Source organism: Frankia sp. AgB1.9, assembly GCF_016786355.1.
GTDB lineage: Bacteria > Actinomycetota > Actinomycetes > Frankiales > Frankiaceae > Pseudofrankia.
On the sequence record NZ_JADWYX010000030.1, the window covers coordinates 16,097 to 31,626 of the forward strand.

The 15,530-nt window shown below is 70.6% G+C and carries 11 protein-coding genes; 8 read left to right on the forward strand and 3 right to left on the reverse strand.

Features of this window, described 5'->3' with window-relative positions:
* Nucleotides 1-9: 9 nt before the first annotated feature.
* Both I6A60_RS14025 and I6A60_RS14030 read right to left on the reverse strand, forming a co-directional pair.
* The gene (locus I6A60_RS14025; protein ID WP_203022775.1) at nt 10-765 is read right to left on the reverse strand and encodes an ABC transporter ATP-binding protein; all 756 of its coding nucleotides are present in this window, start codon (nt 763-765) and stop codon (nt 10-12) included.
* Nucleotides 762-3,680 (reverse strand): branched-chain amino acid ABC transporter permease/ATP-binding protein, encoded by a 2,919-nt coding sequence (locus tag I6A60_RS14030; RefSeq protein WP_203022774.1) that lies wholly within the window; start codon nt 3,678-3,680, stop codon nt 762-764. Before I6A60_RS14030 ends, I6A60_RS14025 begins: the two co-directional genes overlap by 4 nt.
* A 469-nt stretch (nt 3,681-4,149) precedes the next feature.
* Here I6A60_RS14030 and I6A60_RS14035 point away from each other — a divergent pair, with 469 nt between their 5' ends.
* The 3 genes from I6A60_RS14035 to I6A60_RS14045 all read left to right on the forward strand — a co-directional run bounded on the left by I6A60_RS14035 (nt 4,150) and on the right by I6A60_RS14045 (nt 8,267).
* Nucleotides 4,150-5,370, forward strand: a complete 1,221-nt coding sequence (locus I6A60_RS14035) for an amidohydrolase family protein (protein ID WP_203022773.1) — start codon at nt 4,150-4,152, stop codon at nt 5,368-5,370.
* Nucleotides 5,371-5,616: 246 nt separating this feature from the next.
* A complete protein-coding gene (locus I6A60_RS14040) occupies nt 5,617-7,056 on the forward strand; it encodes an aldehyde dehydrogenase family protein (protein ID WP_203022772.1) in 1,440 nt (479 codons plus the stop codon).
* Nucleotides 7,053-8,267 (forward strand): CaiB/BaiF CoA-transferase family protein, encoded by a 1,215-nt coding sequence (locus I6A60_RS14045; protein ID WP_203022771.1) that lies wholly within the window; start codon nt 7,053-7,055, stop codon nt 8,265-8,267. The genes I6A60_RS14040 and I6A60_RS14045 overlap by 4 nt, the downstream gene beginning before the upstream one ends.
* 90 nt (nt 8,268-8,357) lie before the next feature.
* Here I6A60_RS14045 and I6A60_RS14050 read toward each other — a convergent pair whose 3' ends face one another.
* A complete protein-coding gene (locus I6A60_RS14050) occupies nt 8,358-9,089 on the reverse strand; it encodes an enoyl-CoA hydratase/isomerase family protein (RefSeq protein ID WP_203022770.1) in 732 nt (243 codons plus the stop codon).
* Between the two features lie 85 nt (nt 9,090-9,174).
* Here I6A60_RS14050 and I6A60_RS14055 point away from each other — a divergent pair, with 85 nt between their 5' ends.
* The 5 genes from I6A60_RS14055 to I6A60_RS14075 all read left to right on the forward strand — a co-directional run bounded on the left by I6A60_RS14055 (nt 9,175) and on the right by I6A60_RS14075 (nt 15,479).
* A complete protein-coding gene (locus I6A60_RS14055; protein WP_203022769.1) occupies nt 9,175-10,725 on the forward strand; it encodes an AMP-binding protein in 1,551 nt (516 codons plus the stop codon).
* Nucleotides 10,726-10,754: 29 nt separating this feature from the next.
* On the forward strand, nt 10,755-11,930 hold the full coding sequence (locus I6A60_RS14060; RefSeq protein ID WP_203022768.1) for an amidohydrolase family protein: 1,176 nt from the start codon (nt 10,755-10,757) through the stop codon (nt 11,928-11,930).
* Nucleotides 11,931-12,034: 104 nt separating this feature from the next.
* On the forward strand, nt 12,035-13,459 hold the full coding sequence (locus tag I6A60_RS14065) for a FadD3 family acyl-CoA ligase (RefSeq protein ID WP_374113434.1): 1,425 nt from the start codon (nt 12,035-12,037) through the stop codon (nt 13,457-13,459).
* A complete protein-coding gene (locus I6A60_RS14070; protein ID WP_203042529.1) occupies nt 13,456-15,033 on the forward strand; it encodes a methylmalonyl-CoA mutase family protein in 1,578 nt (525 codons plus the stop codon). The genes I6A60_RS14065 and I6A60_RS14070 overlap by 4 nt, the downstream gene beginning before the upstream one ends.
* A complete protein-coding gene (locus I6A60_RS14075; RefSeq protein WP_203022766.1) occupies nt 15,033-15,479 on the forward strand; it encodes a cobalamin B12-binding domain-containing protein in 447 nt (148 codons plus the stop codon). Before I6A60_RS14070 ends, I6A60_RS14075 begins: the two co-directional genes overlap by 1 nt.
* Nucleotides 15,480-15,530: the final 51 nt, after the last annotated feature.

Consider the following 15,530-nt stretch of genomic DNA (forward strand, 5'->3'; position numbering starts at 1 on the left):
GAGTCCCGGTCAGGCCTCGGTCGGCGTCGCCGTGTCGAAGTAGAGCGTCTCCAGGCGGTCGACCTGGTCGCCGAGCTCGCTGGCCGGTCCGCGCAGCACGATGCGGCCGCGGGAGAGCACGACGACGTCGTCGGCGGCGGCGATCGCGAGTTTCGCGTACTGCTCGACGAGCACGACGGCGCAGCCGTGGTCGGCGGCGATCCGCCGGACGGCCTGGAAGAGGCTTTCGACGATGAGCGGGGCGAGGCCGAGGCTGAGCTCGTCGATGAGCAGCACCCGAGGCTGCTGGATGAGAGCCCGGGCCATCGCGAGCATCTGCTGCTCGCCGCCGGACAGGGCCCCGGCCGCGAGCCTCCACCGGTCGGCGAGCGCGGGGAAGATCTCCAGCATGTCCCGGGGCTTCGGTCCGCCGCGCCGGGCCGCGACCTTCAGGTTCTCCTCGACGGACAGGGTGGTGAACAGCGAGCGGTTGTCCGGGACGAGCACGATCCCGGCCCGGTTCGCCGTCGCCGGCCGGCCCGCCCGCAGCCTGGTGCCGTCGACGAGGATCGCGCCGGACCGCGGTGGCAGCAGGCCTGCGAGCGTGAGCAGCATCGTGGTCTTGCCGGCGCCGTTCGGGCCCAGCAGGGCGAGCACCCGGCCGGGCGCGAGGGCCAGGTCGACGTCGCGGAACGCCGTCGCCGTGCCGCGCCCGCCGGTGAGGGCGACGCATTCCAGCCGCGCGGTGGCGGTCTCGGTCGTGGTCGGGTCGAGGGCCGTTGTCATGCCGTCACCGCCGGAGTCTCGTGGGTCGGCTCGCCGGCCGGCTCTATGTCCGTCTGCGCGTCCGGCGGGTCCGTCGGCTGTGCCGCCGGGGGCTCGGCCGTGTGGGTGTTGCCGAGGTAGGCGTCGGCGACGGCGCGGTTGGCGCGGATCGCGGCGGGGTCGCCTTCGGCGATGAGCTTGCCGAACTCCAGGACGTAGATGTGGTCGCAGACGCCGAGGACGAGGGCGACGTCGTGGTCGACGAGCAGGACGCCGGTGCCGTTGGCGGCGATGCCGCGGATGCGTTCGCCGAGCCAGGCGGACTCGGTGTTGTCGAGGCCGGCGGCCGGTTCGTCGAGCAGGAGGACGCCCGGGTTGTTCGCGCAGGCGCGGGCGATGGAGACGAGCTGGCGTTCGCCCTGGCTGAGCTCGCCGGCGTTGCGGCCGGCCCGGTCGGTGATGCCGGTGAGCTCCAGCGCGGTGTGCAGCCGCCGGTGGCGTTCGGCCCCGCGCACGCCGGTGAGCGCGGCGGAGACGTTCTCCTCGACGGTCAGCTCGTCGTAGAGCTCCAGGGACTGGAAGGTCCGGGCCAGGCCGCGGTGCACGCGGGCGTGCGGCGGCAGGCCGTCGATCCGCTTTCCGCCGAGGGTGACCGTGCCGGTGGCGCGGGCGAAGCCGGTGATCGCGTCGAGGGCGCTGGTCTTGCCGGCGCCGTTCGGGCCGATCAGACCGACGATCTTGCCGGGCTCGACCCGCAGCCGGACGTCGTCGACGGCGACGACGCCGCCGTAGCGCACGGTGAGTCCCGCGACCTCCAGGACCTCGGACCGCGGTGTGCGCGGGGCACCGGCCTCCGCGCCCGGGGAGGACGCCGAGACTGCCTGTGCCGGCACGTCCACCGCGGACTCCCCCGACGACGGCACGGCGACCGCTGGGCCGCCCGACGGGGCGGCGCCGGCCAGTGCCGGCAGCCCCGCCGGGTGCGCCGAGGCGGGGTGCAGCTTCCCGAGCCAGCCGGTGAGGCGCGCGGCGAGCTTGTGGCCGTCGCTCGCGATGCCCTCGGGGTGCCCGACGATGGCCGCCAACAGGCCGATGCCGGTGATGACGGAGAACCAGGTGCCGAGGTGGACCCAGCGGTCCATGGCGATGAAGATGATGCCGCTGCTGGACAGGATGCCGGCGTTGACGCCGCCCCAGACCGAGGTGACGCCGGCGAGGTAGGCGACGGTCAGCAGGGACAGACCGCCGACGGCGGAGTACGAGTCGAAGGTGACGACCCCGAACCGGTAGGCCAGCAGCGCGCCGCCGAGGCCCGCGATGAACGACCCGATGGCGAAGCTGATCACCTTGATCCGCACGACGTTGATGCCGATGCCGGCGGCGGAGCGTTCGTTCGCGCGGACGGCGAGCATCGCGGAGCCGAGTGCGCTCATCCGCAGCCTGGCGACGCCGAACGCCACCGCGACCAGGACGACGAGCACGAGCAGCCCGAACGCGAGCCGGGGGAACGCGTGCCCGGAGCCGATCTGGAGGTCGAGGCCGAAGATCTTCGGCTGGGTGACCTTGCCGCCCTCGGTGGAGACGATCTGGGTGTTGCGGAACCAGACGGCCTCGATGGCGTAGGCGAGGGCGAGCGTGACGACGCCTAGCGTCAGGCCGCGCAGCCGTAGGGCGGGCAGGCCGATGACGACGCCGAGCACGGTGGCGCCGAGGGCGGCGAGCAGCGGCGCGAACGGGAACGGGACGTGCCAGCTCTGGGTGAGGCCCGAGAGCAGGAACGCGCCCGCCCCGGCGAGCGCGAGCTGGGCGAGCGAGACCTGGCCCGCGTAGCCGGTCACGACGACGAGCGACAGCCCGATGATCGCGGCGATGAACGTGCCGATCACGGCGGCCCGCCAGGAGCCGTGGGTGAGCAGCAGCGCCAGCACGCCGATCACGGTGCCGGTGATGGTCGGCAGGGTGAGTGCGCGTGGCCGGGGCGCGAGGCCGAGGGACTGGCGGACGAGGCCGCCGCGGACCGGCATCGCCCGCCCGGTCGCCAGCAGCGCGACCACGATGACGATCAGTGGCACCAACTCGGCGGAGCCGGTCCTGGGCATCCAGGAGTGCTGGGCGGCCAGCGAGAGCGCCTCGGCCTGGACCATGCCGATCACGAGTCCGGCGATGACGGCCGGGACGAGGTTCTGGAACCCGCCGACGACGGCCGCGGCGAGGGCGGGGACGACGAACAGGGTGTACGTCGTCGGCGCCAGGGGGCTGACCGGCGCGATCAGGATGCCGGCGGCGCCCGCCACCGCGCAGCTGATCATCCAGTTTGTCAGTGCGACGCGGTTCGCGGAGACGCCGGAGACGTAGGCGCCCGTCTGCGAGGAGGCCGTGGCCCTGGTGAGCAGGCCGAAGCGGGTGAAGCGGAAGACCGCGGTGAGTACCAGCGTCAGCACGATGACGGCGACGGCGAGGTAGAAGCGGTCGGACAGGACCAGCAGGGAGCCGAGCTTCCACCGGTCGGCGGGGAAGATCGCCTCGACGCTGACGGGGGCGACGCCGACGCGGATGACCATGACGGACTGGATGACCACCAGGACGCCGAGGGAGGCGACGGCTTTCGCCAGCGGTGGCGCGTCCAGGAGTTTGCGGAACACCACCGCGTAGAGCAGTGCGCCCAACAAGGCGCCGATGAGGAGCGCCCCCAGCGCCGCCGGGAAGAAACCGAGGGAGTCGGTTCCCAGCCCGACGGTGGTCGGTAACCCGGGAATCGGGACGAGTAACTGCCCGTCACGCAGGTCCGCGTAGGTGTAGGCGACGTACAGCGCGATCGCGCCGGTCGCGAAGTTGATCACTCCTGAGCTGCGGTAGGTCAGCACTAGGGCGAGCGCGAGAGCGGCGAAGACCGCGCCGTTCCCGAGCCCGAGCAGAAGCGAGGCGAGATGACTCATCCGGATCTCCCGACGTCGTCCAACGGCCACCTGGTGCCCGGATGACGGAGTGGGCGGGCGGGGGTGCCGCGCTTTCGGGCGTTTCGTGACACCATGTGTCGAGCGTCACAGCGGCGCGGCCCGTGGCTAGTGAATACACGCTCGGCCCTGGGAACGTCAACGCCGGTCAGGCGCCGCTGGTCGCCGCAGTAGCCATGACCTGCGCAAACGGGGGATAGGCGCAGGCCAGGAACGAGGCACAGCGCCGTTCTGGTCGTTAGTGTTGATAAGTAAGCGTTCACGCGCTCGCCGTGCAGGCCGAGCAGCCTGGAGCACCGCGCCGCCGGCTCTGGCCGAGGCGGCGGACATCCCGAGTGACGGCCGCCACCTGCCCGGCCCCCGAGCGCCGGCCCGCCAAGATGCATTATGAATTAACTGGAGCGGCAGCCAGAGCAGACAGCCGGCGGCCAGAGCAGCAGGAGGCGCGACGATGACCGCAACTGGCCCAGGTGACACCGCGATCCCGGTGTTCGACGCGGACAACCATCTCTACGAGACGACGGACGCGTTCACCAAGTACCTGCCGGAGCGGTACAAGAAGGCGATCGACTACGTCGACGTGCACGGCCGCACGAAGATCATGGTGCGCGGGACGATCAGCGAGTACATCCCGAACCCGACCTTCAACGTGGTCGCCCGCCCGGGCGCGCAGGAGGAGTACTACCGCAAGGGCAACCCGGACGGTAAGTCCCGCCGGGAGATCTTCGGCAAGCCGGTGCCCAGCATCCCGGCCTGGCGGGAGCCGGCGGCCCGGCTGAAGCTGATGGACGAGGAGCAGGGCCTCGGCCGCACGCTGCTGTTCCCGACGCTCGCCAGCCTGCTCGAGGAGCGGATGCGCGACGACCCGGAGCTGACCCACGCGGCCATCCACGCCCTCAACGAGTGGCTGTACGAGACCTGGCAGTTCAACTACAACGGTCTCGACCGGATCTTCACCACGCCCGTCATCACCCTGCCGATCGTCGACGAGGCGATCAAGGAGCTGGACTGGGTGCTGGAGCGCGGCGCGAAGGTGATCCTGGTCCGCCCGGCGCCGGTGCCCGGCTACAAGGGCCCGCGCTCCTTCGCCCTGCCGGAGTTCGACCCGTTCTGGGCTCGGGTCCAGGAGGCCGACATCCTCGTCGCCCTGCACTCGTCCGACTCGGGCTACTCCCGCTTCACCGGTGAGTGGTCGGGCTCCGCGACCGAGCACCTGCCGTTCCAGCCGAACGCGTTCCGGATGCTGCACTCGTGGCGGCCGATCGAGGACGCGGTGGCGTCGCTGGTCATCCACGGTGCCGTGACGCGCTTCCCGCGCCTCAAGATCGCCGTGGTCGAGAACGGCGCCTCGTGGCTCGCGCCGCTGATCAAGACCTTCAAGGACCTCTACAAGAAGATGCCGCAGGACTTCCTGGAGAACCCGCTGGAGGGGCTGCGGCGCAACATCTACATCAGCCCCTTCTGGGAGGAGAACTTCGCCGACCTGGCCGAGCTGCTCGGCGAGGAGCACATCCTGTTCGGGTCCGACTACCCACACCCGGAGGGTCTGGCCAACCCGATCAGCTACATCGACGACCTGAAGGGCCAGCCCGAGCCGTTCATCCGCAAGGTCATGGGCGAGAACCTCGCCAAGCTGATGAACGTGCCGGTAGCCCTGCCCGCGACGGTCTGACGCCCGCACGGCCCGACGCCCGCGGCCGGCCTCGTCGGCCGCGGGCGCCCGCCCTGCTCAAACCGGGCACCACCGCCGCGCGCGGGGTAGCGTCCAGCACAGTCCCACAGTTCCGAAACTTTGATTCCCGTCTGGGGAGAATGTAGCTTCCAGCACGGGAAGTACCTGGCGCGCCGCATGTCGGCGGCGCAGGTCCCGCACCCGCCAGCCGGCACAGGTGAACACATACGAGGGCGAGGGGTTCCCTTGAAGGGCTTACTGATCGACGGGCAGCTGGTCGAGGCGCCCCGGACCACGGTGTCCTACAACCCCACGACCGGCGAGGTGCTGGGCGAGGCGCCCGACGCCAGCGTCGAGCAGGCGAAGGCCGCCGTCGCGGCGGCCCGGCGCGCGTTCGACACCACCGACTGGTCCACGAACGTCGAGTTCCGGATCCGGTGTCTCCGGCAGTTCTACGACGGCCTGGTCAAGCACCGCGAGGAGCTGCGCGAGCTGACGATCGCCGAGGTCGGCCACCCGCGCCAGATGACGTACGGCGCGGCGCTCGACACCCCGATCGACATCGTGAAGTACTACACGGACCTGCTGGAGACCTTCTCGTTCACCGAGGAGCTCCCGGAGGTCGAGTCCTACGGGATCAAGAACCGGCGCTGGGTGGAGAAGGAGCCCGCGGGCGTCGTCTCCGCGATCATTCCTTACAACTACCCGACCCAGATCGCGATCGCGAAGGTCGCTCCCGCGCTCGCGGCCGGCTGCACCGTGATCCTCAAGGGCGCGCCGCAGACTCCGCTGATCACGCTGGCGCTCGGCGAGATCATCGCCAACGAGACCGACATCCCGGCCGGCGTGGTCAACGTGATCACCTCGCCGTCGGTCGAGGTCGCCGAGGTGCTCACCAGCGACCCCGACGTTGACATGATCACCTTCACCGGCTCGACGCCGGTCGGTCGGCGGATCATGGAAGTGGCCTCGAAGACCGTCAAGAAGGTCTTCCTGGAGCTCGGCGGCAAGTCGGCGCTGATCGCCGTCGACGACGCGGACTCCGACTTCCTGGCGCTCATCGCGACGATGACGATCTGCTCGCACGCGGGGCAGGGCTGCGCCGTCACCTCGCGCCTGCTCGTCCCGGCCGCGCGCAAGGACGAGTTCGTCGCGAAGGTCAAGGACGCGATCGGGAACATCAAGATCGGCGACCCGGCGCTGGAGGAGACCTACGTCGGCCCGCTGATCAGCGCGGACCAGCGCGAGAAGGTCGACGCGATGGTCCAGCGGGCCGTCGCGGCCGGCGCCACCCTCGTCGCCGGCGGCGAGAAGATCGACGGCCCCGGCTACTTCTACGCCCCGACGGTGCTGGCCGACGTCGACCCGGAAAGCGAGATCGCCCAGGACGAGGTCTTCGGCCCCGTGCTGGCCATCATCGCCTACGACGGCGACGACGAGGCCGTCGCGATCGCCAACAACTCGATCTTCGGTCTCTCCGGCTCCGTCTTCGGCGCCGACGACGACCGGGCGATCGCGATCGCGCGGCGGATCCGGACCGGCACCGTGAGCGTCAACGGTGGCAACTGGTTCGCTCCCGACTCGCCGTTCGGCGGCTACAAGCAGTCCGGTATCGGCCGTGAGATGGGCGTCGCCGGGCTGGAGGAGTTCCTCGAGCGCAAGACGTTGGCGGTGCCGGTCAAGTGAGTGCCCGGCCGCTGGAGGGCGTCCGCGTCCTCGAGGTCGCGATGTACGGCTTCGTGCCGTCGGGTGGCGCGGTCCTCGGGGAGTGGGGCGCTCAGGTCATCAAGATCGAGCACGCCGTGACGGGTGACCCACAGCGTGGGCTCACCCAGATCGGCAAGATGAAGGTCGACCCGGCCGGCCCGAACCCCAACATCTGGCACAGCAACCGGGGCAAGCGCAGCGTCGGCCTGGACATCGCCAACCCGCTGGGCCGGGAGATCCTGCTGGAGCTGGCGAAGCAGGCGGACGTCTACCTGACGAACCACCTGCCGAAGGTCCGCAAGAAGCTCCGCGTCGACGTCGAGGACATCCGCGCCGTCAACCCGAAGATCATCTACGCGCGCGGCAGCGCCCTGGGCCCGCGCGGGCTGGAGTCGGACCGGGGCGGGTTCGACATGACCGCCTTCTGGTCGCGCGGGTCGACGGCGCAGAGCCTGACCCCCGCCGGCCTGGAGGGCATCATCAACCCGCCCGGCCCGGCCTACGGCGACACGATCTCCGGCACGAACCTCGCCGGCGGCATCGCGGCGGCGCTGTTCAGCCGCGAGCGGACCGGCGAGCCGTCGATCGTCGACGTCTCGCTGCTGGGCAGCGGGGTGTGGTCGATGGGCCACGGCGTCGCGCTGTCGAAGTTCGTCGACATGCCGCTCGAGGCGGTCATGCCGGGGCAGCACGGCGCGCCGACGAACCCGCTGTCCGGGCTCTACCGGACCGCGGACGGCCGCTACATCTCGCTGGTCATGCTCCAGCCGGCCCGTTTCTGGGCCGACGTGTGCCGCCACGTGGAGCGCCCGGACCTGATCGACGACCCCCGGTTCGCGACCGCCGAGCTGATCGGCCAGCACACCGAGGAAGGTGTCGCGCTGCTGCGTGAGGCCTTCGGCAAGCGCACGCTGGCGGAGTGGACCGAGCGGCTCGCCACCCTGTCCGGGCCGTGGGCTCCGGTGCAGGACTCGCTGCAGGTCAGCTACGACCCGCAGGTCAGGGCGAACGAGTACATCCTCGACGCCGGCGAGATGGAGCTGGTCGCCAACCCGGTCCAGTTCGACGTCACCGCTCCCGCGGCGGCCCCGGCGCCGGACTTCGCGGCCCAGACCGAGGAAGTGCTCCTCGAGCTCGGCTACGACTGGGAGAAGATCATCGAACTGAAGGAAGCCGGCGCCATCACCTGATCTGACGCCGGCCGGACACGACAAAGGGGGCCGCCCCGCCGGGCGGCCCCCTTTGCTGTGATTCTGGAACGGCTGTGGTTCCGGAAAGGCTTACTTGTTCTTCATGCGGCTGAAGACCTTGTCGACCTCGGCCCAGTGCTCGTCCGCGACCCAGAGGCGGCCGAAGGCCTCGGCGGCCTCCTGGGCGGTGGTCGCGCCCGACATGATCCGCTTGATCTCGACGGCCGGCTGGTGCGCCAGCGATCGCGCGATCGCCCGCCACCCGGCGTCGAACTCGGCCCGGGGGAACACCTTGTCGACGAGCCCCAGCCGGGCGGCCTCAGGCGCGTCGACGACCAGGCCGCCGCCGGCGAGCATGAGAGCCTTGCCCTTGCCGACCATCGCGGCGAGCCGTTCCGAGCCGCCCCAGGCCGGCATGATCGCGAGCATCACCTGGGTGAAGCCGATCTGGGTGCCCTCCGCGGCGATCCGGATGTCGGCGGCCACCGCGACCTCGGCGCCGCCGCCCAGGGCGTGGCCGTTGACCGCCGCGATCGTCGGGCCGGGGAAGTTCGCGATCCGGTCGCACAGGCCGCGCATCCGCAGCGCCATGTCGACGGCGCCCTCGAACGTTCGGATCGCGGCCAGTTCCTTGAGGTCGCCACCCGAGATGAAGGCCCGCTCGCCGGCTCCGGTGATCGCCAGGGCGTGCGCTCCGGACGAGTCGACGGCGTCGAGCACCTTCTCCAGCTCGTCCATGGTGTCCCGCGAGATGGCGTTGCGTGCCTCGGGCCGGTTGATCGTGACAACCGCGAGGCCTGCCTCGAGTTCGAGATCGATCACTGTGCCTTCTCCGCCATTGGGACTAACGTTCTCGTCTGGCGAGAGTACCGTCTCACCGTCCTGAACGAATGGAGCGTGTCCCGGCATGCGGACGATCCCCGAGGAGCTGGCGAAGCGGTACGAGGCGGCCGGGTGGTGGAAGCCCGAGACCCTCGGTGACCTGCTCGCCACCGGCTTAGCGGCCGCGCCCGACGCCCAGTTCCGGGTGCACTCGGCGGTCCGCCCCTACGAGGGAACCTTCCGTGACGTGGAGCTGCTCGCCCGCCGGCTCGCCGCCGGGCTGCGCGCCCGCGGGATCGGCCCGGGGGACGTCGTCGCGCTCCAGCTGCCGAACTGGGTCGAGGCGGCGGCCGGGTTCTGGGCGTCGGCGCTGCTCGGCGCGGTCACGGTGCCGATCGTGCACTTCTACGGCCGCAAGGAGCTCGGCTACATCCTGCGGACGGCGAAGCCGAGGGCCTTCCTGACCGCGGAGCGGTTCGGCCGGCTGGAGTTCCAGCCGGACCTGTGCGCCGACATCCCGGTCGTCGGTGTCGTCGGCCGTGACTTCGAGGCGCTGCTGGCCGACGAGCCGCTGGCCGGCGTCGTGGCGGCCGACCCGGCCACGCCCGCGGTGATCGCGTTCACCTCCGGGACGACCAAGGACCCGAAGGGCGTGGTGCACAGCCACCAGACTCTCGGGTTCGAGACCCGCCAGCTCGCCGGCCTGATGCCGGGCCCGGCCGACCGGGGTGCGCAGGTCACCGGAGCGCCCGTCGGCCACTTCATCGGCATGCTCAACGCGCTGCTCATCCCGGTGCTCGACGGGATGCCGATCAACCTGCTCGACGTCTGGGACCCGGGCAAGGTGCTGGCCCTGCTCGCCGACGGCCTCACCATCGGCGGCGGCGCGACGTACTTCATCACGAGCCTGATCGACCACCCCGACTTCGAGGTGGCGAAGCACCTCGACGGGATGCGCTACGCGGGCCTGGGCGGCTCCTCGGTGCCGGCGGCGGTCACCACCCGGCTGTCCGACTTCGGCGTGACCGTCTTCCGGTCCTACGGCAGCACGGAGCACCCGTCGATCACCGGCTCCCGGTACGTCGCCCCGCGGGACAAGCGGCTGTTCACCGACGGCGACCCGATGGAGGGCGTCGAGATCAGGCTCGCCGAGGACGGCGAGATCCTCAGCCGCGGCCCGGACCTGTGCCTGGGCTACCTCGACGACGAGCTGACCGCGCGGGCCTTCGACGACGAGGGCTGGTACCACACCGGCGACGTCGGATCCCTTGACGCCGACGGCTATCTGACGATCGTGGACCGCAAGGCGGACTTCATCATCCGCGGTGGCGAGAACATCAGCGCCCTGGAGGTCGAGGAGGCACTGCTCACGCTCCCCGCGATCGCGGAGGTCGCCGTGGTCGCGGCGCCGGACCTGCGCCTGGGGGAGCACGCCGCCGCCATCCTGCGGCTGCTGCCGGGACACACGGTGCCGACGCTGGAGGAGCTGCGGGCTCACCTGCAGGGCGTGGGCCTGGCCAGGCAGAAGTGGCCGGAGGAGATCCACGCCGTCGAGGACTTCCCGCGCACGCCGAGTGGCAAGATCCAGAAGGCGCTGCTCCGGCGGGACATTGCGACTGGACAGGTCAGAGAATAGGATTCTCGCATTCAGCAAGGAGGGGTCTCATGTCGACGCGCTCGCCGTACCAGGTCTTCGACGCGGACAACCACATGTACGAGACCAAGGACGCCTTCACCAAGTACCTGCCGAAGGAGTTCGAGGGCGCGATCCGGTACGTGGAGGTCGAGGGCCGCACCAAGATCGCCATTCGGGGCCAGATCAGCGAGTACATCCCGAACCCGACGTTCGACGTCGTGGCGCGGCCGGGTGCCCAGGAGGACTACTTCCGTGTCGGCAACCCGGAGGGCAAGTCCTACCGCGAGATCGTCGGCAAGCCGATGCGCGCGATCCCCGCGTTCCGTGAGCCCGGCGCGCGCCTGGAGCTGATGGACGAGCAGGGCCTGGACCGGACCCTGATGTTCCCGACGCTCGCGAGCCTGCTCGAGGAGCGGATGCGCGACGACCCCGAGCTGACGCACGCCGTCGTCCACGCGCTGAACGAGTGGATGTACGAGACCTGGCAGTTCAACTACGCCGACCGGATCTACTCCACCCCGGTCATCACGCTGCCGATCGTCGAGAAGGCGATCGAGGAGCTGGAGTGGGTCGTCGCCCGCGGCGCCCGCGTCATCCTGGTCCGGCCCGCGCCGGTCCCCGGCCTCGGCGGCTCGCGCTCGTTCGGCCTGCCGGAGTTCGACCCGTTCTGGGCGAAGGTCGTCGAGCACGGCGTGCTGGTCGGCATGCACTCCTCGGACAGCGGCTACGTCCGATACCAGAGCGACTGGGACTCGAACAAGGGCGAGTACCTGCCGTTCAAGCCGGACGTGTTCAAGATGGTCAGCCAGTGGCGCCCGATCGAGGACTCCGTCGCGGCGATGGTCTGCCACGGTGCGCTGTCCCGGTTCCCCGAGCTGAAGATCGCCGTCATCGAGAACGGCGCCTCCTGGGTCGCCCCGCTGATGAAGTCGCTCAAGGACGCCTACAAGAAGTACCCGCAGGGCTTCGACGAGCACCCGTTCGACGTGATGCGCCGCAACGTCAACATCTCCCCCTTCTGGGAGGAGAGCTACGCGGACCTCGGCGAGCTGCTCGGCATCGACCGGATCCTGTTCGGTTCGGACTACCCGCACCCCGAAGGCCTCGGTGACCCGGTGTCCCATGTCTCGGAGCTGGGCGACCTCAGCGAGGAGGACAAGGTCAAGGTCATGGGTGGCAACCTCGCCAAGCTGATCGACGGCTGACCGGCCCGGTGACAGACAACGTCAGGGTCGAAGGCGACCTGCGGATCGCGGGGACCACGGACAGCCCGACCTTCCAGGGCCTGCCGTGGGACACGATCCCGGAGATGGTGCTCAGCACCGCCACCCGGTTCGGTGACGCGGAGGCGCTCGTCGACGGCGACCTGCGCCTCACCTACGTCCAGTTCACCGAGCGAGTACGCGCGGCCGCAGGCGCCTTCGCCGAGCTGGGCGTCGAGGCCGGCGACCGGGTGGCCCTCTGGGCGCCGAACTCGGCCGAATGGGCGATCGCCGCGTTCGGCCTGCTCACGGCCGGCGGGGTGCTGGTCCCGGTCAACACCCGGTACAAGGCGGCCGAGGCCGCGGACATCATCGTGCGCAGCGGCGCGAAGGCGGTGCTCACCCAGCCCGGCTTCCTCGGCATCGACTACGAGATCCCGGCCGGGGTCACCGGCGTCGACCTGAAGTCGGACTTCCTCACGTCCGGCTCGCCTTTCGAGCGCAAGGTGGACGGCGGCGACATCGCCGACATCATCTTCACCTCCGGCACGACCGGGCGCCCCAAGGGCGTGATGATGAACCACCGCCAGACGCTGCGGCTGTACAGCGAGTGGACGTACCAGGCCCAGCTCGGCGAGGGCGACCGGTACCTGATGATCAACCCGTACTTCCACACGTTCGGGCTCAAGGCCGGCCTCATCGCGTCCCTGATCAAGGGCGCGACGATGTTCCCGCTGGCCGTGTTCGACGTCGCCACGGTCGCCGAGATCGTGGAGCGCGAGAAGATCACGATGCTGCCCGGCGCGCCGACCGTCTACCAGTCGCTGCTGGAGGCGATCGGCTCGGGCCAGATCGCCGGCCGGGACCTGTCGTCGCTGCGCTGCGCGGTCACCGGCTCGGCGGACATCCCGGTGGAGCTGATCCGGCGGATGAAGCAGGAACTGCCGTTCCAGCACATCATGACCGGCTACGGCCTCACCGAGGCGGGCACCGCGACGGCCTCGCGGCCCGGCGACTCGTTCGAGGACATCGCCACCACGGTGGGCGCGCCCTGCGACGGCATCGAGGTCGCCATCGCGGGCGACAGCGAGGTGCTGATCCGCGGCTACAGCGTCATGCAGGGCTACTTCGAGAACCCGGCGGCCACCACCGACACGATCGACGCCGGCGGCTGGCTGCACACCGGCGACCTCGGCTCGATGGACGACCGCGGCTACGTGAAGATCATTGGCCGTAAGAAGGACATGTTCATCGTCGGCGGGTTCAACGCCTACCCGGCCGAGATCGAGGGCTACCTGCTGGAGCACCCGGCCATCGCCCAGGCCGCCGTCATCGGCGTGCCCGACGCGCGGATGGGCGAGGTCTGCAAGGCCTTCCTCGTGAAGCGGTCCGGCGCCGAGGTGACGGCCGACGAGATCATCGCCTGGTCCAAGGAACGGATGGCCGGCTTCAAGGCGCCCCGCTTCGTCGAGTTCCTCGACGCGCTTCCGCTGAACGCCACCGGCAAGGTCGTGAAGGACCAGCTGCGATGACCGACGAGATCACGACCAACTCCGGGATTCCGATCCGGCCGGTCTACGGGCCGGCGGACCGGACAACCGAGCCGCCGGACCCGGGCACGTACCCGTTCACCCGGGGCAACTTCGCCAAGGGCTACCGCGGCCGGCTGTGGACGTTCCGCCAGTACTCCGGCTTCGGCACGCCGGAGGAGTCCAACGAGCGCTACCGCTACCTGCTGGGCCAGGGCGGCACGGGCCTGTCGGTCGCGCTCGACCTGCCGACCCAGTGCGGCTACGACTCCGACGACCCGGAGTTCACCGAGGAGGTCGGCCGGGTCGGCGTCGCGATCGACACCCTGGCCGACGCGGAGATCCTGTTCGCGGACATCCCGCTCGACAAGATCTCGACCAGCTTCACCATCAACGGGACGGCCGCCATCCTGCTGGCGTTCTACGTCGCCGCCGCCGAGAAGGCGGGCGTTCCGCGCGCCAAGCTCACCGGGACGATCCAGAACGACATCCTGAAGGAGTACGCCTCCCGCGGGACCTGGATCTGGCCGGCCGAGCCGTCGCTGCGGCTGATCGCCGACACGATCGAGTTCTGCGCCGCCGAGGTGCCCCGGTTCAACGCCATCTCGGTCGCCGGGGCGCACTTCCGCGACGCGGGCGCGACGGCAGTCCAGGAGATGGCGTTCACCCTCGCCGACGGCGTCACCTACGTCGACACGGTGCTCGCCCGGGGCCGGATGACGATCGAGCAGTTCGCCCCGCAGGTGTCCTTCTTCTTCTACACGCACGGCGACTTCTTCGAGGAGATCGCCAAGTACCGGGCCGGCCGGCGCCGCTGGGCGACGCTGGTGCGGGAGCGGTGGGGCGCGACCAGCGACAAGGCGGCCATGTTCCGCTTCGGCTGCGTGTCGGGCGGGGCGTCGCTGTTCGCGCCGCAGGCGCAGAACAACATCGTGCGGGTGGCCTACGAGTCGCTGGCCTCGGTGCTCGGCGGCGTGCAGTCGATGTTCACCGCCGCCTGGGACGAGCCGTTCGCGCTGCCGAGCGAGGACTCCGCGACGATGGCGCTGCGCACCCAGCAGATCCTCGCCTACGAGACCGGCGTGACCCGGACCGCGGACCCGCTCGGAGGCTCCTACTTCGTCGAGGCGCTCACCGACGAGACCGAGGCCCGGATCAAGGAGCTCATGGACGACCTCGAACGGCGTGGCGGCATGGTCCGCGCCATCGAGGAGGGCCACCTGCAGCGCCTGATCGCCGACGAGTCCTACCGGCTGCAGCAGGAGATCGAGGACGGCACCCGCCCGATCGTCGGCGTGAACCGGTTCGTCTCCGAGGAGCCGGCCCCCGACCTCGCCACCTACGAGCTCGACGCCGACGGCCGCGACCGCCAGCTCAAGCGGCTCGCCCAGGTCAAGGCGGACCGGGACGGCGCCGCCGTGCAGGAGAAGCTCGCGGCCCTCACGACGGCCGCGGAGGGAGACGCCAACCTGATGCCCCACCTGATCGACTGCGCCGGTGCCTACTGCACGGTCGGCGAGATGGTCGCCGCCCTGAAGTCGGTCTGGGGCGAGTTCCAGCAGCCGGTGGTGTTCTGATGACCGACGCGCCGACCTCGGCCGAGGCCGTCGCAGTCGTGGCGCCGCCCGTGCGGGTGCTCGTCGCCAAGCCCGGTCTCGACGGCCACGACCGAGGCGCCAAGATCGTGTCCCGGGCGCTGCGGGACGCCGGCTTCGAAGTGATCTTCACGGGGATCCGGCAGAAGGTCGACGACATCGTCGCCGTCGCCGTCCAGGAGGACGTCGCCCTGGTCGGCCTCTCGATCCTGTCCGGCGCGCACATGGCGCTGACGACCCGGGTCATCGAGGGCCTGAAGGCCGCGTCCGCCGAGGACATCGCGGTCGTCGTCGGCGGCACGATCCCGCTGACGGACGTCCCGAAGCTGCGCGAGCTCGGCGCCGTGGCGGTCTTCCCGACGGGCACCCCGCTCGTTGACGTCGTCTCCGGCGTCCGCGCGGTCACCGGCGCGGCCAGCGCCGCGTGACTACCGCTCACCGGCCGGTGAGCTGAGACTGAGCCTCTCCTGCCGTCGTCG

Coding starts and splice junctions, on each gene's coding strand:
- I6A60_RS14055 (WP_203022769.1), top strand. CDS start 9,175: ATGCGGACGATCCCCGAGGAGCTGGCGAAGCGGTACGAGGCGGCCGGG.
- I6A60_RS14025 (WP_203022775.1), bottom strand. CDS start 765: ATGACAACGGCCCTCGACCCGACCACGACCGAGACCGCCACCGCGCGG.
- I6A60_RS14060 (WP_203022768.1), top strand. CDS start 10,755: ATGTCGACGCGCTCGCCGTACCAGGTCTTCGACGCGGACAACCACATG.
- I6A60_RS14030 (WP_203022774.1), bottom strand. CDS start 3,680: ATGAGTCATCTCGCCTCGCTTCTGCTCGGGCTCGGGAACGGCGCGGTC.
- I6A60_RS14075 (WP_203022766.1), top strand. CDS start 15,033: ATGACCGACGCGCCGACCTCGGCCGAGGCCGTCGCAGTCGTGGCGCCG.
- I6A60_RS14035 (WP_203022773.1), top strand. CDS start 4,150: ATGACCGCAACTGGCCCAGGTGACACCGCGATCCCGGTGTTCGACGCG.
- I6A60_RS14070 (WP_203042529.1), top strand. CDS start 13,456: ATGACCGACGAGATCACGACCAACTCCGGGATTCCGATCCGGCCGGTC.
- I6A60_RS14065 (WP_374113434.1), top strand. CDS start 12,035: ATGGTGCTCAGCACCGCCACCCGGTTCGGTGACGCGGAGGCGCTCGTC.